Source organism: Janthinobacterium sp. PSRC1-1, assembly GCF_049897525.1.
Classification (GTDB): domain Bacteria; phylum Pseudomonadota; class Gammaproteobacteria; order Burkholderiales; family Burkholderiaceae_D; genus Janthinobacterium; species Janthinobacterium tructae.
In genome coordinates, this window is sequence record NZ_JAFCWK010000003.1 from 20,264 (window position 1) to 45,379 (window position 25,116).

Consider the following 25,116-nt stretch of genomic DNA (forward strand, 5'->3'; position numbering starts at 1 on the left):
AAAAAAGCCGCCATGGTCACTGACCTGGCGGCTTTTTTATGTGTAAGTGAATCAGTAGACGACGGGATTGGGCAAAGGCGATGGCGCCACCTTCGGCTGCACCACCGTTTCCGGCACGGCGGCCGCCGGCGGCGGCGCGGAAACTGGCGCGGGCGGTGGCGCCAGGCGCGCCGGGTCTTGCATGACGATGGTCAAAATCGATGGATAGTCGAAGCCGGCGCCGGTGTTGCGGTCGACGAAATAGCCGACGCCCAGGGTCAGGATGACATTGCCCCAGACGCTGGCATTGAGCTTGGGGTCGATGTGGTCGTCCGTGGCGATGGCGGGTGAACCGTACTTGCGGCAATCGACCTTCAGCGGCTCCTGGCTCTTGCGGATGGTAATGCGCCCCGGCGTGGTGACGAACCACTTGCCCACGTCGTTACTGAGGATACAGCCGGCGCCATTGAGCTCGCGGTTGTCCTGAATGGTATGCACCAGCACCATCTGCTCGGTATTGCCGGTCAAGGTGGCGCAGCCGCCCAGAGCGAACAGCAGCGCCCCGGCGGCAAAGGCGGCAAGCGGGGCAGACAGCGGCACACGCATGGGTAGCTCGCTTAACGGACGGGAATCGGCTGGTCGCCGGGCACGGCGACGGCGGTGACGCTGTTTTTCGGGCTGCCCTCGATCAGGCGGTCGGAATACACGAGGTAGACCAGCGCATTGCGTTTGCTGTCGACCATGCGCACCACGCGCACATGCTTGAAGAAGATCGAGGCGCGCTCTGTAAACACTTCTTCCTGGCGCGGCAGCTTGCCCTTGAATTGCAGCGGCCCCACCTGGCGACAGGCGACGGCCGCATCGGCCTTGTCCTCAGCCAGGCCGACGGCGCCCTTGATGCCACCGGTCTTGGCGCGCGACAGATAGCAGCTCACGCCAGCGACACGCGGATCGTCGTAGGCTTCGACGACGATCTTGTGGTCAGGGCCGATCAGTTTGAACACCGTGTCGACCGAACCGATGGTTTCGGCATGCGCCGCGGTGCAGGCAAAGCCCAGCACCAACGCGGCAGGCAGCAGTTTACGCATGAAATAATCCCGGGCACGCACGCAGGCGGCCATCAGTTGATGGGAGCGAAACGCTGGACCATGACGCCGTCGACTTCGATCAGTTGAAAGAACACGTCTTTCGGCCGGGTCCAGATGGAACCGTCCGCGGCGCGATACACGATCATCGGCGTCAGATCCGCTTCCAGCGTGGCTTCGCACACCAGTTCATAAATACCGCCCTTGTAGTGTCGATAACGCATCGCCGTCCCCTCAAGCCGTTGAATCTTCGCTCTTGTCGTCGGCCAGTGCCTTCTGCTTCATCTTCAGGCCCTGGATCACTTTCAGTATGCCTTCCATGCCGGCAGCGCCATCGGCGCCGCTGAAGGCGTCGAGCACTTCATTGAGCACCTTGTTGCGCACGGTCGCCTCATCGGAGGACATTTCCAGCGCGCGCTGGGCTTTCGCCGCCTTTTCGGCCGCGCTCACGCGCGGCTTGGCCGCCGTCTTGCCATGCGTCAGAGCTGCCTGCCAGATAACCCAGCGACGCTGGGTTTCGAAAATCAGGTACTCATCCGGTTTGTCTTCTCTTCGCCGCACAATGTGGCCGTCACGCTGCGCCCACGCTTCAAATGCAGTTCGCATTTTCTTCCTTTGCAAATGCTACGCGCAAGTCTCACTATTAAAACTGCAACATTTCAAAATAGTACCATCTATTGATGTCGCAAAACAGTCTCATAGATATAGTACTGCAATTTATATAACAAGTCTGGCGGCGCCGGAAACGGAATTGACGCTCCGCCCCGGCACAGTGGTCATGTAATCGGAATAGCAATTACAACTAATTACAACTGCTTCCTGTTCGGTTCTCAACTTGGCTGCAACAAAGCCGTGTGACACAGTTGTTACATTGTGCCATTTTAGTAGTTTTTATCGCGTTTCAGCGAGAAACTTTACACCTTTGTCGCGTTAAACGGCGAGACGCAGCCTGCCACGCCAGCCATTTATGCCAAATCAAACATAGGGGTTGATCAATCATACACAAAAACATAATATTCATGCGCTACGATTGGCTAAAAATAAATACTTTATGAGCACTCTTTTTCCCTGTAGGAAAATAAGGTGCTTGCGCGACAAGCGGCGGGCAGCACGCCGGCGACACGCATGCGGTAAGATTCGCGCTTATCGATACCTATTCAAGCAAGGATTTTTCCCATGAAACTCGCCACCTGGAACGTCAACTCACTCAAAGTGCGCCTGCCGCAAGTGCTGCAGTGGCTGACCGACAATCCGGTCGACATACTCTGCTTGCAAGAGACCAAGCTCACGGATGACAAGTTCCCCGTCGCCGAGATCGAGGCGGCTGGTTACCAGGTGGTCTTCAGCGGCCAGAAAACCTACAACGGCGTGGCCATCCTGTCGAAGCTGCCGATCACCGACGTGGTGAAGAACAATCCCCGCTATGAAGATGCGCAGCAGCGCATCCTGGCCGCGACGATCGGTGGCGTCCGCGTCGTCTGCGCCTACGTGCCGAACGGCCAGAGCGTCGACTCGGACAAGTACGAGTACAAGCTGGGCTGGCTGGCCGCCCTGCACGACTGGCTGGCCGAAGAAGCGCTGCAGCACCCGCAGCTGGCCGTCGTCGGCGACTACAATATCGCCCCCGACGACCGCGACGTGCACGACCCTGTCGCCTGGGCCGGTCAGGTGCTGGTCTCGGACCAGGAACGCGCCGCGCTGCAGCGCCTGTTCGACATCGGCCTGACGGACGCCTTCCGCCTGTTCGAACAGGCGGAAAAATCGTTCAGCTGGTGGGACTACCGCCAGTTGGGCTTCCGCCTGAACAAGGGCCTGCGCATCGACCACATCCTGCTTTCGCCCGCCCTGGCTGGCCGCTGCACGGCGTGCGTGATCGACCGCGTGCCCCGTAAATGGGAACAGCCGTCCGACCATGCGCCGGTCGTGGCGACGATTGACTAACTAACGGCAAGCCGCTCCAGCAAGGCCTGCGCGTTCACGGCAGGTACGGGCGCGGAAAACAGATAGCCCTGCGCATAGCGGCAGCCGTTCGCCTGCAGCAGGGCGAACTGTTCTTCCGTCTCCACACCCTCGGCCACGGTCGACAATTGCAGGCTGTCGGCCAGCGCGATGATGGCCGCCACGATGGCGCGGTCTTCCGCGCTGTGTTCCAGGTCCTTGATGAAGGCACGGTCGATCTTGACCTTTTTCACGGGGAAGCGCTTCAGGTAAGCCAGGCTGGAATAGCCGGTGCCGAAATCGTCGATCGACAAGCGCAGGCCCATGCCATTGATCTGCCGCAAAATCTCCAGCGTATGCTCGCCGTGCTGCATCAGCGCCGTCTCGGTGATCTCGAATTCCAGCAGCGCCGGATCGATGCCCGTTTCCCGCACCACGTCGCCGATGGCCGCCACCAGGCCCTTGTGCATGAACTGGCGCGGCGACAAGTTCACCGCCAGGGGCACGGGCTGCAAGCCCTGGCGCTGCCAGGCCATGCTTTGCTCGCATGCCTGGCGCATGACCCATTCGCCCACCGGCACGATCAAGCCGTTTTCCTCCATGATGGGAATGAAGCGGTCCGGTAGCACCAGGCCTTGGCCAGGGCGGCGCCAGCGCAGCAGCACTTCCATGCCATGCAGGCGGCGCGTGGCGATATCGATGATGGGCTGGTAAAACAGTTCGAACTGCTGCAGCGCCAGCGCCGTGCGCAAGCTGCTTTCCAGGTCGAAGTGCAGGGCCGCCGCCTGGTTCATCGTCTGTGTGAAGAACTGGTAGTTATTGCGGCCATTGCCCTTGGCGTGGTACATGGCCGCATCGGCATGGCGCATCAGGGCGTCGACATCGCCGCCATCGTCCGGATACACGCAGATGCCGATGGACGGCGTCACGTGCAGCACGTGGCCATCGAGCGGAAAGGCGGGCGTCAGCGCCTCGATGACCTTCTCGGCCACGCGCGCCGCCTCGTCGGTGTCGCGGATGCCCGGCACCAGGACGACGAATTCATCGCCGCCCAGGCGCGCCACCGTGTCGCTGGCGCGCACCGCGCGGCACAGCCGGGCGGCCACGTCCTTGAGCAGCACGTCGCCCGTCATGTGGCCCAGCGAATCGTTGATGGTCTTGAAACGGTCCAGGTCGATGAACATCACGGCCAGCTTGCGCCCGGAGCGCTGCGCGGCCAGCATGGCCCGTTCCAGCCGGTCCGACAGCAGGGCGCGGTTCGGCAAGCCCGTCAGGTTGTCGTGGTAAGCCATGTGGTGCACGCGCGCCTCGGCCTGGCGCCGCTCGGCGATCTCGCCCTGCAGCAGCAGATTGGCACCGGCCAGTTCGGCCGTGCGTTCGTGCACGCGCAGTTCCAGTTCGTCGCGCGCGCGGCGAACCGCCTCGGCCGCCTCGCGGCGCGCCGTCACGTCGTCGACCAGCCACACGGAACGGCCATGCGCATGCGCCAGGTCGAACGGCCGGCCGGACAGGCGCGCCCAGAAGCGGCTGCCATCCTTGCGCACCAGCTGGTATTCCGACATGTGCACCCTGCCGGCCGCGAAGTCGCGCGCCGTCTCGCCGCGTGCCGTCTTCCACGCGGCCACGTCCGGATACAGGGCCTGCACCGACAGGCCGTTGATCTCGCCGGGTCCATAGCCGAACAGCTCCTCCATCTTGCTGTTGGCGCGCAAATTGTAGCCGCCCTCCACCACCGAGATGCCCAGCACGGCGCTGTCGAGGATGGCCTGGTTTTCCAGCAGCGCATTGCGCAAGGATTCTTCGGCGCGCTTCGCTTCCGTGCGGTCCTCGATGATCCAGATGGTGCCGGCGGCGGGATCGTCCGGATTGACGACATAGGCGATCAGCTGCGCCCACAAGGTCGTGCCGTCGCGGCGCATCATTTCCACTTCCGTCTGGAACGGCTTGGCCACCGACAGGAAGGGGAAGGCCGCCGCGCCGAGCAACTCGTAGGACTGCTGCGACACGTACAGCGCGCGCCCGGGCAGGCCCAGCGCCTCGTCGCCGCTGTAGCCGAACATCGCGGCAAAGCCCAGGTTGTAGCGCGTGATCTGGCGGTTCTTGGTATACAGGATGCTCACCGAGGCATTCGTCATGATGGCCGCCACTTCCATCTGCGCCTGGCGGCTGTCCGTGACGTCTTCGAGTATCCAGATGGTGCCCTGCTCGCTATGCTCCTGGTCGACGGCCTTGGCGCGGATGCGGCACCAGAACAGGCTGCCATCGCGGCGGCGGAACAACGCCTCATCGCGCTCGTACGGCAAGCCCTGCCCCAGCAGCGGCCTGGCTTGCACGCCAAATGCTGCGTAGGCGGCCGGTGAGGGAAACAGCTCGGCGGCGGGCAGGCCCGTCATCTCCTCCTGCGCGTAGCCGAACATTTCAGCGAAGCGGGGATTGCAGCGCAAGACCAGGCGCGAACGCGAAAACAGGATGCCGACGGACGCATTGTCGAGGATGGCCTGCTGCTCCAGCATCAGCTGGCGCGTGGCCTCCTCGGCCGCCTTCTGTGCGCTGCGATCGTCGAACAGCCAGATCGTGTCGCGCAAGCCGCGGTCGGTCTGGCTCTCCGGGTTCAGCACGTAGCCATACGCCAGCGCCCAGAACGTGGAGCCGTCGCGGCGGCGCATCTCCATCTCGCCCTGGAACGGCTGGCCGCGCCGCAGCAGAGGCGATGCTTGCCGCACCACGTTCTCGTAGGCCGCGCGCGACGGGTACAGGTCGGCGACGGCCAGGCCCACGCCGCTGTCGCCATCAAAGCCGAAGCATTCGGCGAAGCGGCGGTTGTAGCGCAGCACGCCCTTGTCGCGCTGGAAGCCGATGGCCAGCGGCGCGTTGTCCATCACGGCCTGCATTTCCAGCATGGCGCGGCGCAGCTGGTCTTCATCGCGCCGGTGGTCGCTGATATCTTCGATGATCCAGACCGTGCCGTCATGGGTATTCAAGGGATCGACGGCGCGCCCATGCAGCCGGCTCCAGAACAGCGTGCCATCCTGGCGCCGCAATTCCAGTTCGGTGCGGTATGGCTTGCCCTTGGAGAGCAACGGCGCCGCTTCCAGCCCCAGGATGCGGCAATGCTCGGCGGAACGGTACAGCACCGCGCCCGGCATACCCGTCAACTGGTGGCGCGCATAGCCGAGCATCTCGGCGGCGCGAATATTGCACTCCTCGATGAAGCCGCCCCTGGAAAACACGATACCGACGGCCGCGCTTTCCAGGATGGCCTGCTGTTCCAGCAAGGTCTTGCGCAAGGCTTGCTGGTCGCGCTGCTGCACGCGGATGTCGGCAAACACCAGGGTCGCGCCCGGCAAGCCATCGCCCACCGGCAGCGGCTTGGCCCACACCTGCACGGCGATGGCCGCATCGATTCCCTCCAGGCTGCTGTCCCAGTGCCGCTCGCGCCCGGCCGCACCCAGCGCGCCACGCAGCATGCTGGTACTCGACGCGCGGTAGGCATCCGTAAAACAGTCGGCCAGCAGGCGGCCCGACACATCCCTGCCCAGCAAGGCGCTCAAGGCGCCATTCACCGCGACCACCACGCCGCAGGCATCGCAGGCGCAGGCGGGCAAGGCGATCAGCTGCAAGGCATCGGCGATGAAATCGGGACTGCTCGGTACGCGGTTCATGGACACCATGGGTCGGTTGGTAGCGGTCGGAATGCACCTGAACAATATATTCGTCAGGCATCATAGTGCTGTTAGATCATAAACCAGTTTCCCGGGGTTTTTTCATATTCCTTATTGGCAATACCTGAAACACCACAGACCACTTGCAACACGCTCGTTGCACCGGCGTTGCATGGCAAGAAAATGAAACAAATCGTTTAGAATAAAGCATGCGCCGCCCTCCCCAACCTCCGCTCGACCACCGCGACAAACCCGTCATCTGGACCGTCTCCGTCTCGCGGTTGTTCGACCTGTTCCGCGACATCACGCTCGAATACGACGACCTTGCGACGATTGAACCGATCAACCTGGGCTTCGACGACGCCGTGCGCCACATCCGCGAACGCATGGCCACCGAGCGCTGCGACGCCGTCATCGCGGCCGGCTCGAACGGCGCCTACCTGAAAGGCCGGCTGTCGGTACCCGTCATCATCGCCAAGGCCAGCGGCTACGACGTGATGCAGGCGCTGGCGCGCGCGCGGCGCATCTCGCCGGACATCGGCGTCGTCACCTACCAGGACCCGATGCCGGAACTGGCCGAATTTGCCGCCACCTTCGGCTTCCAGATTGCCCAGCGCACCTACGCCACCGAGGAAGACGCGCGCGCGCAGATCAACGAACTGAAGGCGGCCGGCGTCAAAGCCGTCGTCGGCGCGGGCCTCGTCACCGACCTGGCCGAGGAGGCAGGACTGGCCGCCGTCTTCGTGTATTCGGCCACGGCCATCCGGCGCGCCTTCGACGACGCGCTGGAACTGGCCCGCCTGACGCAGATCGAATCGAACCGGGGACGGCGCGCGGTGGTGGCCGACACCCTGCGCGCGCGCCACGGCTTGCACGATTTGCGCGGCGAATCGGAAGCGATGGAAGCGCTGCGCCAGTCGGTGGTGCTATACGCCCGCTCGCCGGCGACGGTGCTGATCCAGGGCGAAACGGGCAGCGGCAAGGAGCTGGTGGCGCAGGCCATCCACCGCGAAAGCCCGCGCAGCCTGGGCGCGAACCGGCCCTTCATCGCCATCAATTGCGGCGCCATCGCCGAGTCATTGCTGGAATCGGAACTGTTCGGCCACGAGGACGGGGCCTTCACGGGCGCGCGCCGGGGCGGCCACGCGGGCCTGTTCGAGGCGGCCAACCACGGCACCCTGTTCCTCGATGAAATCGGCGAAATGCCGCTGGCCCTGCAAACGCGGCTGCTGCGCGTGCTTGAAGAGCGCGAAGTGGTGCGCGTGGGCGGCACGCGGCCCATCGCCATCAACGTGCGCATCATCAGCGCCACCCACTGCGACCTGGAGCAGCGCATCCGCGAAGGACGCTTCCGCGCCGACCTGTTCTACCGCCTGGCCGTGCTGCGCCTGCATTTGCCCGCCTTGCGCGAACGCGCCAGCGATATTCCGGGCCTGACCGAATGGTCGCTGAAAAACGCGCTGGCCGCGCTGGGCGCGCGGCCGCATCCCAACCTGCACGCGGAAATCCAGGCTTGCGCACCGCTGCTGCGCCGCTACGACTGGCCCGGCAACGTGCGCGAACTGCGCAACCTGGCCGAGCGCCTGGCGCTGTTCCTGGCCGCCGAACCGCTGCAGGCGCTGACGCCCGCCTTCGTGCTGGGCGTGGCGCCGGAACTGGCCCACGGCGCCACCGCGCCCACCGTGCTGGCGGCACCGGCTGCCGCCGCACCGCCGCCCCCGGAAGACGAAAGCGCCAGCGCCGTACTGGCGCGCTTCGGCGGGCGCCGCGACGCGGCCGCCCATTACCTCGGCATCAGCCGCACCACGCTGTGGCGCCGCCTGCGCGCCGGCTGAGGAGGGGAACAGGGCCGCTCATCCCTGTCTGCCGCCGCTCATCCCGCAGTGCTGGCGGCGGGCCGCCTGGCCCGCTAGCATCGTCGTCAAGGAGGAAACACACCATGAAAAAAATGATATCCGCATTGACCTTGCTTGCCATTGCACTGCTGACAGGCGCCGCCCACGCGGCCACGCCAACGGCGTTCACGGTCGACGTCACGGGACAAGGCCGCCCGTTGATCCTGATTCCCGGCCTGGCATCCTCGGGCGAAGTCTGGCAAGGCACGGTGGCGCGCCTGTGCGGACCGAAAACAGGCCGCGCCTGCCATGTGCTGACCCTGGCCGGCTTTGCCGGCGTGGCGCCCATCGAAGGCGACCTGCTGGCGCAGGCGGAGCAGCAACTGGCCGACTACATCAGCACCCAAAAACTGGGCCGGCCGGCCATCATCGGGCATAGCCTGGGCGGCTTCCTGGCGTTGAAAATGGCCATCGACCATCCGGCCCAGACGGGCAAGCTGCTGATCGTCGACTCGCTGCCGGCGCTCGGCGCGACGCAGATGCCAAACGCCACGCCGGAACAGCTGCAAGCCATGTCAAGCCAGATGCAATCGGCCATGCGCGCGCAGGATGCGGCCAGCTCCAGCGCCAGCCAGCGCCGCACCGTCGCCGGCATGGCCAGCGCGCCGGCCGACGTGGAGCGCATCATCGGCTGGGGCCAGCGCTCGGACCGCGAGACCGTGATCAAGGCCATGGGCACCTTGATGGCCAGCGATCTGCGCCAGGACGTGGCGAAAGTGCAGTCGCCCACGCTGGTGCTGGGCACCTGGATCGCCTACAAGGATTACGCGCCGCGCGCCGCCATCGAAGCGACCTTTCAGCAACAGTATGCACAGCTGCCGGGCGTAAAAGTCGCGCTGGCCGACACGGCGCGCCACTTCATCATGTATGACCAGCCGGACTGGATGTATGCGCGCATCGAACAGTTCCTGGACTAGGCAGTGAACGCGCCCTTGCATCGGCCGCCGCCGCTGGCCCGGATCAACTGGTACTGGGCCTTCCAGCTGGCCGGCTGGGGCGCGCTCACCTTGTTCAATAGCGTGTATGGCGGCTCCACACAGCTGCGCATCGTCGTGACGATTGCCAGCTGGGGTTCCCTGGGCGGCTTGCTGCTGTCGCACCTGTGGCATGGCGTCCTGCGCCGGCGCGGCTGGGCTGCGAACGGCTTGCGCTGGAAGCGCATCGTGCCGTCACTGATCGTGCTGGCCGCCATCCAGACGGCCAGCGTGACGGCAGCCTTCCACGTCATGTATCCTCCCGACGCCATCCGCGGCATCGCCTGGCTGCCCGGCGCGCTGCTGTTCTGGTTCGGGGTATTTCTGACCTGGACGGTGTTCTACTTCACCGCGCTGTCGCTGCGCCGCGCCAGCCGCTTCGAGGCCGAGGCGCTGCGCCTGGAAGTGCTGGCCAAGGACGCCCAGTTGCGCGCACTGCAAGCGCAAGTCAATCCGCATTTTTTCTTCAACAGCCTCAATAGCGTGCGCGCCCTGATCTTCGAAGACCGCGAGGCGGCCGCGCAGATGATCGACCAGTTGGCCAACCTGATGCGCCACGCGCTGCAGTCCAGCCAGCATGCGACGGTGCCGCTGTCGGCCGAACTGGACGCCGTGCGCGCCTACCTGGCGATCGAACAGAGTCGCTTCGAGGATCGGCTGCGCGTCAGCTTCGACATCCCCCCCGGCACCGATCACGTGCAAGTGCCGCCCATGGCCCTGCAAACGCTGGTGGAAAACGCCGTCAAATATGGCGTGGAAACAAGCGCCGATGGCGGCGACATCCGCATCACGGCGCAGCGCAGCGCTGGCATGAACGCGCTGCAGATCGAGGTGGCCAACACGGGCGAGCTGCGCAGCGCGTCCGGCTCCACCGGCATCGGCTTGCGCAATGCGCGCCAGCGTTTGCAGCTGGCCTGCGGCGAGCACGCCAGCCTGGAACTGCGCCAGCAGGCGGGCTGGGTATATGCCACCATCCATTTGCCGGAGAAAATATGAACGGCCAGCCGCTCAAGGTACTGCTGGTCGATGACGAGCGCCTGGCGCGCGCCGAGCTGCGGCGGCTGCTGGCGCCGCATGTGCAGCGCGGCGCCGTGGAGATCGTCGGCGAGGCGGCCAGCGCGGCCGACGCCATCGCGCAGATCGGCAAGCTGCGGCCCGACCTGCTGCTGCTCGACGTGCAGATGCCGGGCGGCTCCGGCTTCGACCTGCTGGCCGCGCTCGATGATGCACCCGACGTCATCTTTTGCACGGCCTTCGACCAGTACGCGCTGCAGGCGTTTGAAGTGAGCGCCCTCGACTACCTGCAAAAACCCGTGCAGGCGGCACGCCTGGCCACGGCCCTGGCGCGTGCCGGCGCGCGGGCGCAAGCCATGCCGACGCCCGCGCCGCGCAAGGTTTTCATCAAGGATGGGGACCGCTGCTGGTTTGTCGCATTTGACGATATCCGCCTGCTCGAATCGGAAGGCAACTACACGCGCGTGCATTTCGGCGCGCAGCAGCCGCTGATGCTGCGCACTCTGAACCAGCTGGAAGAAAAGCTCGACCCCACCCTGTTCTTGCGCGCCAACCTGCGCCAGATCGTCAACCTGGCGCAGGTGGCGCAAGTGGCGCCGAATGCGGCCGATGGCCTCGACCTGCACCTGCTGGACGGCAGCGTGGTGGAGGTATCACGCCGCCGCGCGCAGCAGTTCAAGGCCGTCACCGGACTGTAGCCCCCTGCTTCAGCGCGGGGATAGGCTGCGCCTGGAAGGCGGGACGCGGCTGCTCCTTGAGCTTTTTCGCCAGCATGTCGAGCGCCACTTCCAGCTGGCGGTCGGCGCCGGCGAAGGTGGCGTGCGGCGGGTTCTCCACCTCGACATCCGGCACCACGCCCACGCCTTCGATCAGCCACTGGCCATCGATGCCGAACTGGCCGTTTTCCGCCACGCGCGCCATGCCATTATCGGCCAGGCGCGTATTGTCGCTCAGCCAGACGCCGGCGCCGGCCGTGCGCTTGCCTACCAGCGGCGCCAGTTTCAATGCCTTGATGCCGGCGGCGAAAGTCTCGCCATCCGAATACGTGAGTTCATCGACCAGCACCACCAGGTGGCCGCGGAAGGTGTTCTGCATGTTCGACGATGGCTGCACGCCCGGCGGCGCCCAGTAGGCCCAGGCCTTGCGCAGCAGTTTTTCGATGATCCAGCTGTCGATATTGCCGCCGTTATTGCGCCGCACGTCGATGATCAGGCCTTCGCGGTTGACGTTGGCGTAAAAATCGCGCGCGAACGAGGCGATGTCGTTCGCGCCCATGGCGCGCAGGTGCAGGTAGCCGATGCGCCCTTGCGAGGCGGCAGCCACCTGCTCGGCGCGGCTCAATTCCCAGTCGCCATAGCGCAGCGCCGTCTGTTTCGCCATGTTGACGGGCGTGACGATGACGGCGCGCAGCGCACCTTTACCTCGCTGGACCTGCAGCAGCACCTGCTTGTCGGCCTGGTTCAGCAGCAGGTCGCTGATATCGCGCGCGGCCAAGACGTCCTTGCCGTTGACGGCCGTGATCACGTCGCCCGCCTTCACGTCCACCTCGGGACGCGACAGAGGCGCGCGCGCCGAGGGCAATTCCGCTTCGCTGCGGTAGACATGCTCGACCAGATAGCCCTCGTTTGTCCGCGCCAGCACGGCGCCCAGGCCGGCCGGCGTGCCTTCCTGTTCCGTGCGGCGCAACTCGCCGGGACGGATCTGCGAATGCAGGGCGCCCACTTCGGCCACCATCATGCCCAGCACGTCATTGAGTTCGGCGCGGTCCGTGACCCGCTCGACCAGCGGCGCATATTTGTCGCGCGCCGCCTTCCAGTTCACGCCGCGCATCTTCGCGTCGTACAGGAAATCGCGGTGCAAGCGCCAGGCGTCGTTGAACATCTGCTTCCATTCCAGGCGTGGATTCGACACAAACGTCCAGTCGTCGACTTTTACTTTCGCCTTCGACAGGTCGGATGGCAGCTTGGCGCCCGCCTCGATCACCAGCATCTCGCCCGGGCCGGTGGCCGCTGCAGTACGGTAGTACAAATGCTTTTTATCCTGCGCCAGGTCGAATTCGCGCACATTGGCCACCAGCAGTTCCGGCTTGGAGCCGGTATTGCCGATGGCCAAGGTCTTCAGGCTGGACTTGTTCTCGCCGCTGTCGCGCTCAAGGAAATACAGGCGCTTGTCATCCATGGCCAGCGCACTGTAATTGCCCGCCGCCAGCGGTACTTCATACAGGCGCTCGGCCAGTCCCTTGAAGACGACGTCCGGCAGCGCCGCCGGCGCTTTCTTCACGCTCGTCTTGCCGCCGGCTTTCTCCAGCGCCTTTTCCGCCGCCAGTTCGGCCGCCTTTTCATCGTCCGTCTCGGCCGGTTTCACTCCCGGACGGCTCAGCTCATCATCGGGCTGGAACGGGAAACGGTTGCCCGGCTGCAGCGCCAGCGCATACACGCCGATGCGCTTGTCGAACACGGGCCCCATGTTGCGGTCGCCCCACGGCGACCCGTTGGCCAGCTGGAAATTGCGCGCCGACATGAAGTACAGCCAGCGCCCGTCCGGCGAAAATACGGGCGAAGCGGACGTGTAGCGGTCGCTGGTGACGAATTGCAGCTGTTTCGAGGCGAGGTTGTACAAACCGATCTGCTCGCGCTGCTCGTTGCTGGCCACGCGCACGATGGCCAGGTTGCGGCTGTCGGGCGACCATTGCACTTCGTCGTGCTTGTCCACGCCCGCCTTGCCCGCGTCGTCGATCAATTGATTGCCCCTGGTGGCCAGGTCCAGCAGCCAGAAACGGCCCTTCTTGTCCGTGTGCGCCAGCCAGCGCCCGTCCGGCGATGGGTACAGCTTCCAGCGGTGGTTGTCGCCCTGCGTCGTCAGTTGCTCGCCCTTGCCCGAACCATCGGCGGCGTACTTCCAGATTTCGTTCTCGCCGCTCGTGTCGACGATGGCGAACACGGATTTTTCGTCGCTGGAAAAGACGGCATCGCGCGCCCGCGCCCCTTCGGGAATGGCGATATCGACGCGGCGCAGGCTGCCCGTGCCGGCGATGCTGACGCGGCCTCTTGCCGTGAGGATGATGCGCTCATCCTTGCCCGACAGCTGCACGTTGCTCAAGGTATCGAGCGGCGAGCGGATCTGGCGCGCACGCTGCTGGTCGAAGTCGGACACGAGGCTGATGGCCAGCGCCTGCGACTCGCCGGCGCCGGGCGCGTTCAGGTCCAGCACATGCAGATCGGCACCCAGCTGGTAGACGATGCGACCGTCGCCCAGCGAAGCGTTGCGTACGTCCCACTGCGTGTGGCTGGTCAGCGCGCGGCGATCGGAGCCGTCGGGCAGCATGCTCCACAGGTTGTCGCTGCCGCCAGCGTCGCTGATGTACACCACGCGGCCCTGCCACCACATGGGGCGCTTGTTGTTGCCCGCCAATACAGCAGGGTCCGTGTGCATGCGCACGGACTCGCCCTTGCCGTCCAGGTCATAGCGCCACAGCGTGGCGTGCGCACCGCCCCGGTAGTTGCGCACATTGTCGTTGGTCACAGCCAGGCCGAAACGCGTGAAAAACAGCGTCTTGCCCGCATCGTCGAGCACGGCGTCGTTGGCGTCGGCCACGGGAAACACGCGCCGCGTCTGTTTCACGGGGTCGATGGCGGCGACGATGCGGCGCGAAGCGGGACCGTCCGTATTTTGCGTGCTGACCAGCACTTCGCCCTGCGCCGTCCAGCCCAGCACCAGCACGCCGCCATTATCAAAGGAAATGCGGCGCGGCAAGCCGCCCGCCAGCGGCATCACATACGCTTCCTGCGCCCCTTCATAGGCGGCGGAAAAAGCCAGCCACAGGCCGTCGCGCGAAATCGCCGCGTTCGTTTCATAGCCGGGATGCGTGGTCAGGCGCTGCGCCGCGCCACCGCGCACGCTGCTTTTCCACAAATCGCCTTCGGCCGTGAAGACGACGGTGTCGCCGCGTACGGCGGGAAAACGGAAATAGCTGCCGGCAGGCGCGGTGGCGGCAGCGGCGCTCCCCAGCAAGCCGGCGGACAACAGGAGCAAGGAAAGATTGCGGGAAATTTTCATGTGAGCATCCAGATAGCGGTCAGGGCGATAGGACGGCATGGACATCATGTCGATACCGGACAGCAATTCTGGCATAACTACGACCAAAGAAAACCTTCTTTATCGCCCACAAAAACGTAAAAAAACCCGCGCCACTTGCGTGGGCGGGTTTTTCGTTGACGACAGGAAGCTTATTCGACTTCCACCGTTTCCGGCGCTGCCGTCGGTGCCGCGTCTGGCGGTTCCGGGAATTCCAGCAAGACCTGGTCCTTGTCGTCGAGGTCGACGGTGACCCGTCCGCCGCTGACCAGGCGGCCGAACAGCAGCTCGTCGGCCAGGGCCTTGCGGATCAGATCCTGGATCAGGCGCGCCATCGGCCGCGCGCCCATCAGCGGATCGAAGCCTTTCTTGCCGAGGAAAGCACGCAGCTTCTCGGTAAACACGGCTTCGACCTTTTTCTCGTGCAACTGCTCTTCCAGCTGCATCAGGAACTTGTCGACCACGCGCAGGATGATGTCCTGGTCCAGCGCGCGGAAGCTGATGGTCGCGTCGATGCGGTTACGGAATTCCGGCGTGAACATGCGCTTGATGTCGGCCATCTCGTCGCCTGCCTGCTTGGAGTTGGTGAACCCGATCGAGGTTTTCTGCAAGCTTTCCGCGCCCGCATTGGTGGTCATGATGATGATCACGTTGCGGAAATCGGCTTTGCGGCCATTGTTATCCGTCAAGGTGCCATGGTCCATCACTTGCAGCAGGATATTGAAAATGTCCGGATGGGCTTTTTCAATTTCATCGAGCAGCAAGACCGAATGCGGCTTCTTGGTGATCGCTTCCGTCAGCAAGCCACCCTGGTCGAAACCAACGTAGCCCGGCGGCGCGCCGATCAAGCGGCTGACGGCGTGGCGTTCCATGTATTCCGACATGTCGAAACGGATCAGCTCAATGCCGAGGATGAAGGCCAGTTGCTTGGCCACCTCGGTCTTGCCGACACCGGTCGGACCGGAGAACAGGAAGGAGCCGATCGGCTTGTCCGTCTTGCCCAGGCCGGCACGCGCCATCTTGATGGCCGACGCCAGCGCGTCGATGGCGGGATCTTGCCCGAAAACAACGTTGCGCAAGTCGCGGTCGATCGTCTGCAGCTTGCTGCGGTCGTCCTGGTTGACCGTTTGCGGCGGAATGCGGGCGATCTTGGCGATGATGTCCTCGATCTCGGCCTTGCCGATGGTTTTCTTTTGCTTCGACTTCGGCAGGATGCGCTGCGCCGCGCCCGCTTCATCGATGACGTCGATCGCTTTGTCGGGCAGATGGCGGTCGTTGATGAAGCGCGCCGCCAGTTCGGCCGCCGTCGACAGGGCCGAAGCCGAGTATTTCACGCCGTGATGTTCTTCGAAGCGCGACTTGAGGCCGCGCAGAATCTGGATGGTCTGCTCGACGGTCGGCTCGTTGACGTCCACTTTCTGGAAACGGCGGGAGAGCGCATGGTCTTTCTCGAACACGCCGCGGAATTCCGTGTACGTGGTCGCGCCGATGCATTTCAGCTGGCCATTCGCCAGTGCCGGTTTCAGCAAGTTGGAGGCGTCCAGCGTGCCGCCCGACGCCGAGCCGGCACCGATGATGGTGTGGATCTCGTCGATGAACAGGATGCCGTTCGGATTGTCCTTCAATTGCTTGAGCACGGCTTTCAGGCGCTGTTCGAAGTCACCGCGGTATTTGGTACCGGCCAGCAAGGCGCCCATGTCCAGCGAATACACGACGGCATTCTGCAGGATTTCCGGCACGTCGCTTTGCGTGATGCGATAGGCCAGGCCTTCGGCGATGGCCGTCTTGCCCACGCCCGCCTCGCCGACCAGCAGCGGATTGTTCTTGCGGCGGCGGCACAGGATCTGGATCACGCGGTCGACTTCTTCCTCGCGGCCGATCAGCGGGTCGATCTTGCCTTCGGCAGCGGCCTTGTTCAGGTTTTGCGTGAACTGGTCGAGCGGGCTTTCCTTCGGCTGGCCCTCGACGGGCGCGTCTTCCACCCCTTCGGAGGCTTTCGCGCTTTCCGTCGACTGGTCCTTGCGCACGCCGTGCGATATAAAATTGACCACATCGAGGCGCGTCACGCCCTGCTGGTGCAGGTAGTAGACCGCATGCGAATCCTTTTCGCCGAAGATGGCCACCAGCACATTGGCGCCAGTGACTTCCTTCTTGCCATTCGAGGCGGACTGGACGTGCATGATGGCGCGCTGGATCACGCGCTGGAAACCAAGCGTCGGCTGGGTGTCGACTTCGCCCGTGCCAGGCACGGTCGGCGTGTTATCGCCGATGAAATTGGTGAGGGTCTTGCGCAGGTCCTCAATATTGACCGCGCAGGCACGCAACACCTCGGCAGCGGAGGGATTGTCCAGCAGTGCCAGCAGTAAATGCTCAACCGTGATGAATTCATGCCGTGCCTGCCGAGCTTCGACAAACGCCATGTGCAAACTAACTTCTAATTCCTGCGCAATCATACTTCCTCCATCACGCACTGCAGGGGGTGCCCCGCCTTGCGCGCATGCGTTAAAACGAACTCCACTTTGGTACACGCTATATCTTTAGAGAACACGCCGCACACTCCTTTGCCGTAGCGATGAACACTGAGCATGATTTGCGTCGCCGTTTCACGGTCCTTGTTGAAATACTCCTCAATGATGGCCACCACAAATTCCATCGGGGTGTAGTCATCATTGAGCAAGGCTACCTGATAGAGCGGCGGCGGCTTCAGCACTTGCCGCTCCAGCAGGGTTTCTGAGTCATGCTTGGTTGCCATACGCTTATTCTAATGCTTTCACAGTGGTTGTCATGCGCAATATCTACGCCTTTCCAATTGTTTTCAATCTTACGCGTTTTCTTAATAGTGCGCAGATGGCGACCTTGCTGTCAAAATCAAGAGTTGCTTTTTTGGTTGCCGTGAAGAATTTGGCAATATCGATGGAAAAGCGCTTGACTTCATTATTTATTCCGCCAACAATGCTGTATCGACTGTTGCAGTAATGTACAGCTTGATAAGAAGTGAGACGTCGAGGAGGGGGCAAGAAGCTTCTTGCTTTTATGGCTCGTGTGATTTGTTTTAATTTTGAAAGTTCTTTTTATGGCAACAGGTACAGTTAAGTGGTTCAATGATTCCAAAGGTTTTGGCTTCATCACTCCAGATGATGGCGGCGAAGATTTGTTTGCTCATTTCTCCGCAATCAACATGAACGGTTTCAAGACCCTCAAAGAAGGTCAAAAAGTTCAATTCGAAGTCACGCAAGGCCCTAAAGGCAAGCAAGCTTCCAACATCCAGGCAGCCTAAGCATCGCCGGCCCTCAGATGTGAAAAACCCCGTTTTCGAACGGGGTTTTTTTTCGTCCGCAGGGTGCGCTGCACCCTGCCCTGCCCCGCGTGTTACATGTGCTCGATCATCACCTGGCCGAAACCGGAGCACGACACTTGCGTCGCGCCTTCCATCAGGCGGGCGAAATCGTAGGTGACGCGCTTCGAGGCGATCGATTTTTGCATGGAAGAAATGATCAGGTCGGCCGCTTCCAGCCAGCCCATGTGGCGCAGCATCATTTCCGCCGACAGGATCAGGGAACCGGGGTTCACATAATCCTTGCCTGCATACTTCGGCGCCGTGCCGTGCGTCGCTTCGAACATGGCCACGGAATCGGACAGATTGGCGCCGGGCGCGATGCCGATGCCGCCCACTTGCGCCGCCAGCGCGTCGGAAATGTAATCGCCGTTCAGATTCAAGGTGGCGATGACGCTGTATTCGGCCGGACGCAGCAGAATCTGTTGCAGGAACGCGTCAGCAATGGAATCCTTGACGATGATGTCGCGGCCCGTCTTCGGATTCTTGAACTTGCACCATGGACCGCCATCGATCAGCTCGGCGCCGAATTCCTTTTGCGCCAGTGCATACGCCCAGTCGCGGAAGCCGCCTTCCGTGTACTTCATGATGTTGCCTTTGTGCACGATCGTCACGGATGGCTTGTCATTGTCGATCGCGTACTGGATGGCCTTGCGCACCAGGCGCTCGGTGCCTTCGATGGAGACGGGCTTGATGCCCAGGCCGGACGTGGCCGGGAAGCGGATCTTCGTCACGCCCATTTCATTGATCAGGAAATCCATCAATTTCTTCGCTTCGGGCGAACCTTGCTGGTATTCGATGCCGGCGTAGATGTCTTCCGAATTTTCGCGGAAAATCACCATGTCCGTCTTTTCCGGCTCTTTCACGGGCGACGGCACGCCCGTGAAGTAGCGCACGGGACGCAGGCAGACATACAGATCGAGCTGCTGGCGCAGGGCCACGTTCAGCGAGCGGATGCCACCGCCGACGGGCGTGGTCAGCGGGCCCTTGATGGAGACGACGTAATCTTTCAGTACGGCCAGGGTTTCTTCCGGCAGCCACACATCGGGACCGTACACATTCGTCGATTTTTCGCCCGCGTAGATTTCCATCCAGCTGATCTTGCGCGCGCCGCCATAGGCCTTGGCCACGGCAGCGTCGATCACCTTGATCATGACCGGGCTGATATCGATGCCCGTGCCATCGCCTTCAATGAAGGGAACGATGGGATTATCTGGTACATTCAGCGAAAAATCGGCGTTGACGGTGATTTTTTGGCCGTCAGCAGGTACAGTGATATGTTGATACATCGTGATCTCCGAAGTGGGACACACCGCTGGCGGGCAACACGGGCCGGCGACGCGCTCTGCGGTTGCAGAGTTTACAAAAACAAGTCCGAACAGGGTGGCAACAACGCACTTTAGCAGGGAAAGAACAGCCGGGCCATCTGCGGCGCCAAAGAACCTCGTTGCCATACCGTTTATGTCTTCTATAAGACATAAGACTGTGTTTCACATTATGCACCACTATCTTACAGGGCGCCACGCTTTTGCGGCGCCGACCAACAGCCACCACCGCTTACCTCCATTCCCCGACCAGCATGCCACTCATCCTCTTCAATAAACCATTCCAGGTCTTGTGCCAGTTTTCGCCGCAGGACGGCCGCGCCACGCTGGCCGACCATTTGACCATTCCCGGCATCTACCCGGCCGGCCGGCTCGACGCCGACAGCGAAGGCTTGCTGCTGCTGACGGACGACGGCCGCCTGCAGCACGAGATCAGCCACCCCGACCGCAAGGAAGCGAAAACCTATTTGGTGCAGGTCGACGGCGTGCCCGATGCGGCCAGCCTGGCGCGCCTGCAGGCGCCGCTGGACCTGGGCGACTTCGTCACCAAGCCGTGCAAGGCCGTGCGCATCGCCGAGCCGGACTGGCTGTGGCCGCGCAACCCACCGATCCGCGCGCGCGCCGACAAGCCGACCTCATGGCTGGCGATCACGTTGAAAGAAGGAAAAAACCGGCAAGTGCGGCGCATGACGGCTGCCGTCGGCCTGCCCACCCTGCGCCTGGTGCGCAGCGCCATCGGCCCGTTCTCGCTGGCCAGCCACCCTCTGCTGCCCGGCGAATGGTGCGAAGTGCCAGCGGAGAACATTGGCAAAGCGTGAACAGGACAAGAAAAGTGGCTTCAGCACTGAAATTTTGCCAATAAGCACTATTTATTTTTAGATAATGCATTAAAATCATCTGACCTTAACATGACGGAAAAGGAAAGATGATGACAAAAGTAATACTGATGTTGGTCGCCTCCCTGCTTGCCGGCGCCGCACTGGCGCAATCGGGCGCCAAGGTGCACGCTTCCGCAGCGACCGATGCCGTCAAGCCGCCATCGGCATCGGCATCCAGCCATGCCTCGGCTGCCACCGATGCCGTCAAGCCGGCAGCGGCCTCGGTCAACGCCTCGGCCGCAACCGATGCACCGCGCCTGATTCCGCAGCCGCGCAAGACGAAGCAGCCGGCCGCTGAAACAGGCAAGCCGGTGAAGTAGGCGTCGTTCCCGGGGTGACGGCAGCGACCATGTTGCTGTAACCCCACGCTTTCGGTACGGCCAGGCAACATGCTTGACCAGGCAGCCGCCAGCATGGCTTAATCGCCGCTTCGCAGCCACCGTCCCGCGCCATGAAAACTTTCCTTCGCCGTCTCAGCCTGTCCATCGCCCTGCTGGCGTGTGCCAGCATTGCGCAAGCGCAAACACCGCAAGGCAAGAGCGTGCAGCTCTCGGCCGGCATGCACTTGATCCAGGCGGAAGTGGCCGCTACGGAAGAGCAACGCGAACAAGGCTTGATGTACCGTGACAAGATGCCGGCGAATGCAGGCATGCTGTTCGTCTTTGGCACCGCGTCCACGCAATGCATGTGGATGAAAAACACGCCGCTGCCCCTGTCCGTGGCCTTTATCGATGCCAGCGGCAAGATCGTCAACATCGAAGACATGCAAGCGCATACGCTCGACAGCCACTGCTCGACCAAAACCGTGCCCGTGCGCTATGCGCTGGAAATGAACCTGGGCTGGTTCAGGCAAAAAAACATCAAGCCAGGCATGAACATCGGCAACTTGCCCGCAGCGCGCTAGGCAGTCGCGGCCGCAGCCAGCCGCTGGCGGGCGCAGCCGCAAAAACCGCACAAAAAATGCCCAAAAAGAACGCGAAAAAACCCGCCAGAACGAATCTGCGGGTTTTTGCTTTTCAACCAGTGCCAGCGTACTGGCACAGGCAAGGCCACCGTGGTGGCTTGCCTGCTGGCGAATATTAAGCGGACAGTGCTTTCAAGGCAGCTGCCAGACGGCTCTTATGGCGAGCTGCCTTGTTTTTGTGGATGATCTTCTTGTCAGCGATACGGTCGATGGTCGACACGGATGCTTGGAAGATTGCAGCAGCAGCTGCCTTGTCGCCGCCCTGGATCGCTTTGCGAGCAGCTTTGATAGCCGTGCGCAAGGTCGAACGTTGGGACGAATTGTGTGCGTTTTGCTTAACTGCTTGACGAGCGCGTTTGCGCGCTTGTGCGGTATTTGCCATGGAATTTCCTAAAACAGGGTCAAAGTGCGTTTGCAAACATTAGTGTTTGCCAACCGGTGCGTTCTGTGCGTCTGCCGAACCATGTGTGCCAAACCAGTGCCTGTCAAACATTAGTGTCTGCGTAACAGAATTCTGTACAGCCTTCGATTATAGCGATATTTTCAAGCGGGGGCAAATCAAAAAACCGTGTGTGACACCAAAAACACCTGAAAATGGGCCTGGCAAGGGCGAATCGGCGGCGAATCGGCCGCAATTGTTACCATATTTTAAGCGTTTAACGGTAGCGCGCCCGGCTATAATCTGCCCCCATGAACTTGCTTAAAACCCTCGCCGCCATCTCCAGCATGACCATGCTGTCCCGTGTAACCGGATTATTGCGCGAAAGCCTGTTCGCGCGCGCCTTTGGCGCCGGCGCCTACACGGACGCCTTCATTGTTGCCTTCCGCATCCCCAACCTGTTGCGCCGCTTGTTTGCCGAAGGGGCGTTCTCGCAAGCCTTCGTACCGATCTTGTCGGAATACAAGAACCAGCATGGCCAGGAAGCGAGCAAGCAACTGGCCGACCACGTGGCCACCACTCTGGTCTGGGCCACTTTGCTCGTGTCCGCCATCGGCATCGTCGGCGCGCCGTGGTTCGTGTATGCGATCGCCACGGGCCTGACCAAGGACGCGGGCGCTTTTGACGCGGCCGTGTGGATGACGCGGCTGATGTTCCCTTATATTACTTGCATGTCCTTCGTGGCCCTGGCGGGCGGCATTCTGAATACCTGGCGCGAATTCAAGATTCCCGCCTTCACGCCGGTGCTGCTCAATTTATCGTTCATCGCCGCCTCGCTGTTCCTCGCGCCGCACCTGAAACAGCCGATCTACGCCATGGCCATTGCCGTGTTCGCCGGCGGCCTGCTGCAGGTGGCCCTCCAGATTCCCGCGCTGATCAAGATCGGCATGCTGCCACGCCTGTCGCTCAATCCCGCCATCGGCCTGTCCGACGGCGGCGTGCGCCGCGTGCTGAAAAAAATGGGACCGGCCGTGTTCGCCGTCTCGGCAGCCCAGATCAGCCTGATGATCAACACCAGCATCGCCTCGCGCCTGGCCGAAGGCAGCATTTCCTGGCTGTCGTATGCGGACCGCCTGATGGAGTTCCCGACAGCCATGCTGGGCGTGGCCCTGGGCACCATCTTGCTGCCCAGCCTGTCAAAGGCAAACGTGGATGGCGACAAGACGGAATACTCGGCCCTGCTGGACTGGGGCTTGCGCCTGACTTTCTTGCTGGCCCTGCCCGCCGCCGTCGGCATGGCGACCCTGGCCACGCCGCTGATCGCGACATTATTTCACTACGGCAAGTTCACGGCCGAATCGGTGGCCATGTCGACGCAGCCGCTGGTGGCCTACAGCCTGGGCCTGATCGGCATCATCCTCGTGAAAACCCTGGCGCCCGCGTTCTATGCGCGCCAGGACATCCGCACGCCCGTGAAAATCGCCATCGGCGTGCTGATCGCCACGCAGTTGATGAATCTGCTGTTCGTGCCCTACATCGCCGTGGCCGGCCTGGCGCTGTCGATCGGTCTGGGCGCCTGCCTGAACGCCTCTTTTCTCTACTGGGGCTTGCGCAAGCGCGGCATCTACCAGCCGAAACCGGGCTGGGCCAAGTTCTTCCTGCGCCTGTTGCCGGCACTCATCGTGATGGGCGGCGTGGCGTATGCTGGCGCCATGCGCATCGACTGGATCGCCATGCAAGCCCATCCGCTGCTGCGGGCCGGCGCGCTGGCCCTGCTGGTGAGCCTGTGTGGCGTGGCGTACTTTGCCACCTTGTTTTTAGTTGGCTTCCGCTTCCGCGACTTCAAGCGCAGCGCCTGACACGCGGCGCAGGCCCCGCTGCCTGCGCCTTGCCATCGGCAGGACGCCCGCGCAATGCGGCGGGGCGAAAAAAAAGGCTCTGTCATCGGTAAGTAGGGTAAATGCCGGAATCTTCCTTTGACAGTGCTGTCTGACTCTGCATACTCACCTGACAGGGAGCAGATCATGCAGGCAGCCGAATGGATCAGCTTTATCGCCCAGTTTGCGCAGTTGAACCGACGCCAGCGGCAGGCTGGAATGGCCCTGCTGCGTGGCAATGCCCCACACGACGCGACCGTCGCGCTGCTGGAAAGTGTGGCGCAGCCGCGATTGGCCTGTCCCGCCTGCCACTCGCCTCAGCTGCACCGGCATGGCCATGCGCACGGCTTGCAGCGCTACCGCTGCGTGCCGTGCGGGCGTACCTTCAATGCCTTGACGGGCACGCCGCTGGCCCGCTTGCGCCACAAGGCGCTATGGATCGAGTATGCCGATTGTCTGCTCGACTCCGCCTCGGTGCGCCAAGCCGCTCAGCAGCTGGGTGTGCACCGCAACACCACCTTTCGCTGGCGCCACCGTTTTTTAACGGTCGCCAGGACGGACCGGCCGCATGGCCTGCACGGCGTCGCCGAGGCCGACGAGTTATATCTGCTGGAATCGGAAAAGGGAGCCAGGCGAATGACGCGTCCGGCCCGCCACCGGGGCGGCCATGCGCGCCAACGCGGCATTTCCAATGAGCAGGTCTGCATCCTGGTGGCGCGCGACCGCACGGGACAAACCCTAGATTTTGTCACGGGCAAAGGGGCGCTGACGAAGGCGCAGTTACACCATTGTTTGTTGCCCGTCATCGACAGGGATGTTTTGCTGGTGACCGATGGCCATGCCGCCTACCGGGCCTTCGCCAGGGAGGCGGGCATCAGCCATCAGGCCGTCAACTTGCGCGCCGGCATCCGCGTGCGGGGCGCCGCGCATGTGCAGAACGTCAATGCGTATCACAGCCGCTTGCGCGAATGGCTACGGCCCTTTCACGGTGTGGCAACGCGTTACCTGCCGAATTACCTGGGGTGGCGCTGGATCCTTGACGCCCGGCGCATCCGTTCACCAGAAACATTACTGAAGGCAACCCTGGGAGCATTTCCACATCTGACGGTGACATAGCCAAAAAAAACCCGCCGAAAGGCGGGCGGGTTTGGCGATACGACAAGCCAGCGTGATCAGGCTGCCTTTTTTGCGGCACGGCGACGCGCCATGAAGCCCAACAGGCCCAGGCCGCCCAGCAGCATGCCATAGGTTGCTGGTTCAGGCACGGCGCTGACGCTGTACGTCCCCGAGTAATTGCCGCCAGCCAAGGCGTTACCGTACAGTTGCAGCTTGAACGGACCGACACCGGTGTATTCCACGCCAAAGAAGCGCAGGCTGCCAATCGATAATGATTCACCCAGCTTGCCGTTCAAATTCGATGTCAGCGCATCAAACGAAAGTTGCTGGCCGGTAATCGACAAGCCGATGTTGTACTTGCCAGCACCCAAGCCGTTGAGGAAGATTTCATCGAGGCCGCCCGACAGGATGCCATCGCCGATGACGGCGCTGAAGGCATGCGCGCTGCCATCAGCATTAACACTGATGACTTGATCACCTGCAGAAGCACTGAACGACGCCGCAGCCAGAATGCCGGCAGCGATAAATTTCAATTTCATAGTTTATCCCTTAGATAGTCATTTATGGCTGCGAAGCGCAGGCCACCAATAGTTTTAGTACTGAAAGTACTGAACAAGATAGT

General features: G+C 62.6%; 22 protein-coding genes. 11 read left to right on the plus strand and 11 right to left on the minus strand.

Annotated features, from left to right (window positions below; all coding sequences use genetic code 11):
• Positions 1-51: 51 nt before the first annotated feature.
• From ACP7DW_RS06570 to ACP7DW_RS06585, 4 genes are read right to left on the minus strand one after another with little or no spacing between them, the layout of a single operon-like run.
• Positions 52-585, minus strand: a complete 534-nt coding sequence (locus ACP7DW_RS06570) for a hypothetical protein (protein ID WP_426054841.1) — start codon at positions 583-585, stop codon at positions 52-54.
• Positions 586-596: 11 nt separating this feature from the next.
• On the minus strand, positions 597-1,067 hold the full coding sequence (locus tag ACP7DW_RS06575) for a CreA family protein (RefSeq protein WP_071079295.1): 471 nt from the start codon (positions 1,065-1,067) through the stop codon (positions 597-599).
• Positions 1,068-1,099: 32 nt separating this feature from the next.
• Positions 1,100-1,288 carry a DUF1653 domain-containing protein gene (locus tag ACP7DW_RS06580; RefSeq protein ID WP_071078859.1) on the minus strand — a complete coding sequence of 63 codons (189 nt, stop codon included), beginning with the start codon at positions 1,286-1,288 and terminating at the stop codon, positions 1,100-1,102.
• Between the two features lie 10 nt (positions 1,289-1,298).
• Complete coding sequence (locus ACP7DW_RS06585; RefSeq protein ID WP_096234395.1) at positions 1,299-1,670, minus strand: hypothetical protein; 372 nt, start codon at positions 1,668-1,670, stop codon at positions 1,299-1,301.
• A 570-nt stretch (positions 1,671-2,240) separates the two neighbouring features.
• Here ACP7DW_RS06585 and xth point away from each other — a divergent pair.
• The gene (gene xth, locus ACP7DW_RS06590) at positions 2,241-3,005 is read left to right on the plus strand and encodes an exodeoxyribonuclease III (RefSeq protein ID WP_426054840.1); all 765 of its coding nucleotides are present in this window, start codon (positions 2,241-2,243) and stop codon (positions 3,003-3,005) included.
• On the opposite strand, the gene ACP7DW_RS06595 is transcribed toward xth, so the two are convergent.
• The gene (locus tag ACP7DW_RS06595; protein WP_426054839.1) at positions 3,002-6,664 is read right to left on the minus strand and encodes a sensor domain-containing protein; all 3,663 of its coding nucleotides are present in this window, start codon (positions 6,662-6,664) and stop codon (positions 3,002-3,004) included. The two genes, xth and ACP7DW_RS06595, sit on opposite strands and share 4 nt — an antisense overlap.
• A 209-nt stretch (positions 6,665-6,873) precedes the next feature.
• Between ACP7DW_RS06595 and prpR the strand changes: the two genes are divergently transcribed.
• From prpR to ACP7DW_RS06615, 4 genes are all read left to right on the plus strand, one after another.
• Complete coding sequence (gene prpR / locus ACP7DW_RS06600; protein WP_426054838.1) at positions 6,874-8,499, plus strand: propionate catabolism operon regulatory protein PrpR; 1,626 nt, start codon at positions 6,874-6,876, stop codon at positions 8,497-8,499.
• Between the two features lie 104 nt (positions 8,500-8,603).
• On the plus strand, positions 8,604-9,476 hold the full coding sequence (locus ACP7DW_RS06605; protein ID WP_426054837.1) for an alpha/beta fold hydrolase: 873 nt from the start codon (positions 8,604-8,606) through the stop codon (positions 9,474-9,476).
• Between the two features lie 3 nt (positions 9,477-9,479).
• On the plus strand, positions 9,480-10,529 hold the full coding sequence (locus tag ACP7DW_RS06610) for a sensor histidine kinase (protein WP_426054836.1): 1,050 nt from the start codon (positions 9,480-9,482) through the stop codon (positions 10,527-10,529).
• A complete protein-coding gene (locus ACP7DW_RS06615; protein ID WP_426054835.1) occupies positions 10,526-11,245 on the plus strand; it encodes a LytR/AlgR family response regulator transcription factor in 720 nt (239 codons plus the stop codon). Before ACP7DW_RS06610 ends, ACP7DW_RS06615 begins: the two co-directional genes overlap by 4 nt.
• Here ACP7DW_RS06615 and ACP7DW_RS06620 read toward each other — a convergent pair.
• The 3 genes from ACP7DW_RS06620 to clpS all read right to left on the minus strand — a co-directional run bounded on the left by ACP7DW_RS06620 (position 11,232) and on the right by clpS (position 17,373).
• Positions 11,232-14,603, minus strand: a complete 3,372-nt coding sequence (locus ACP7DW_RS06620) for a S41 family peptidase (RefSeq protein WP_426054834.1) — start codon at positions 14,601-14,603, stop codon at positions 11,232-11,234. The two genes, ACP7DW_RS06615 and ACP7DW_RS06620, sit on opposite strands and share 14 nt — an antisense overlap.
• 170 nt (positions 14,604-14,773) lie before the next feature.
• On the minus strand, positions 14,774-17,074 hold the full coding sequence (clpA, locus tag ACP7DW_RS06625) for an ATP-dependent Clp protease ATP-binding subunit ClpA (protein ID WP_426054832.1): 2,301 nt from the start codon (positions 17,072-17,074) through the stop codon (positions 14,774-14,776).
• Positions 17,071-17,373, minus strand: a complete 303-nt coding sequence (gene clpS / locus ACP7DW_RS06630) for an ATP-dependent Clp protease adapter ClpS (protein WP_071078868.1) — start codon at positions 17,371-17,373, stop codon at positions 17,071-17,073. The genes clpA and clpS overlap by 4 nt, the downstream gene beginning before the upstream one ends.
• Positions 17,374-17,694: 321 nt before the next feature.
• On the opposite strand from clpS, the gene cspE reads away from it, so the two are divergent.
• Complete coding sequence (gene cspE, locus ACP7DW_RS06635) at positions 17,695-17,898, plus strand: transcription antiterminator/RNA stability regulator CspE (protein WP_010395943.1); 204 nt, start codon at positions 17,695-17,697, stop codon at positions 17,896-17,898.
• 92 nt (positions 17,899-17,990) lie between these two features.
• On the opposite strand, the gene icd is transcribed toward cspE, so the two are convergent.
• A complete protein-coding gene (gene icd, locus ACP7DW_RS06640) occupies positions 17,991-19,244 on the minus strand; it encodes an NADP-dependent isocitrate dehydrogenase (RefSeq protein WP_101484375.1) in 1,254 nt (417 codons plus the stop codon).
• A 290-nt stretch (positions 19,245-19,534) separates the two neighbouring features.
• On the opposite strand from icd, the gene ACP7DW_RS06645 reads away from it, so the two are divergent.
• The 3 genes from ACP7DW_RS06645 (at position 19,535) to ACP7DW_RS06655 (ending at position 21,062) form a co-directional block, all read left to right on the plus strand.
• Entirely contained in the window at positions 19,535-20,098 is a 564-nt protein-coding gene (locus tag ACP7DW_RS06645) for a pseudouridine synthase (protein WP_426054831.1), read from the plus strand.
• 110 nt (positions 20,099-20,208) lie between these two features.
• Positions 20,209-20,478, plus strand: coding sequence for a hypothetical protein (locus tag ACP7DW_RS06650; protein ID WP_426054830.1), 270 nt, complete (start codon positions 20,209-20,211; stop codon positions 20,476-20,478).
• A gap of 131 nt (positions 20,479-20,609) precedes the next feature.
• Complete coding sequence (locus tag ACP7DW_RS06655) at positions 20,610-21,062, plus strand: DUF192 domain-containing protein (RefSeq protein ID WP_426054829.1); 453 nt, start codon at positions 20,610-20,612, stop codon at positions 21,060-21,062.
• Between the two features lie 175 nt (positions 21,063-21,237).
• Here the strand turns inward: ACP7DW_RS06655 and rpsT are convergent, their stop codons facing one another.
• Positions 21,238-21,504 (minus strand): 30S ribosomal protein S20, encoded by a 267-nt coding sequence (gene rpsT, locus ACP7DW_RS06660; RefSeq protein ID WP_010395935.1) that lies wholly within the window; start codon positions 21,502-21,504, stop codon positions 21,238-21,240.
• Between the two features lie 308 nt (positions 21,505-21,812).
• Here rpsT and murJ point away from each other — a divergent pair, with 308 nt between their 5' ends.
• Together murJ and ACP7DW_RS06670 are read left to right on the plus strand one after the other, a co-directional pair.
• Positions 21,813-23,360: a murein biosynthesis integral membrane protein MurJ gene (gene murJ / locus ACP7DW_RS06665; protein ID WP_426054828.1), complete on the plus strand. Its 1,548-nt coding sequence runs from the start codon at positions 21,813-21,815 to the stop codon at positions 23,358-23,360.
• 165 nt (positions 23,361-23,525) lie between these two features.
• Positions 23,526-24,494 (plus strand): IS1595 family transposase, encoded by a 969-nt coding sequence (locus ACP7DW_RS06670; protein ID WP_426054827.1) that lies wholly within the window; start codon positions 23,526-23,528, stop codon positions 24,492-24,494.
• Positions 24,495-24,550: 56 nt separating this feature from the next.
• Here ACP7DW_RS06670 and ACP7DW_RS06675 read toward each other — a convergent pair whose 3' ends face one another.
• Entirely contained in the window at positions 24,551-25,033 is a 483-nt protein-coding gene (locus ACP7DW_RS06675) for an FxDxF family PEP-CTERM protein (protein WP_426054826.1), read from the minus strand.
• Positions 25,034-25,116: the final 83 nt, after the last annotated feature.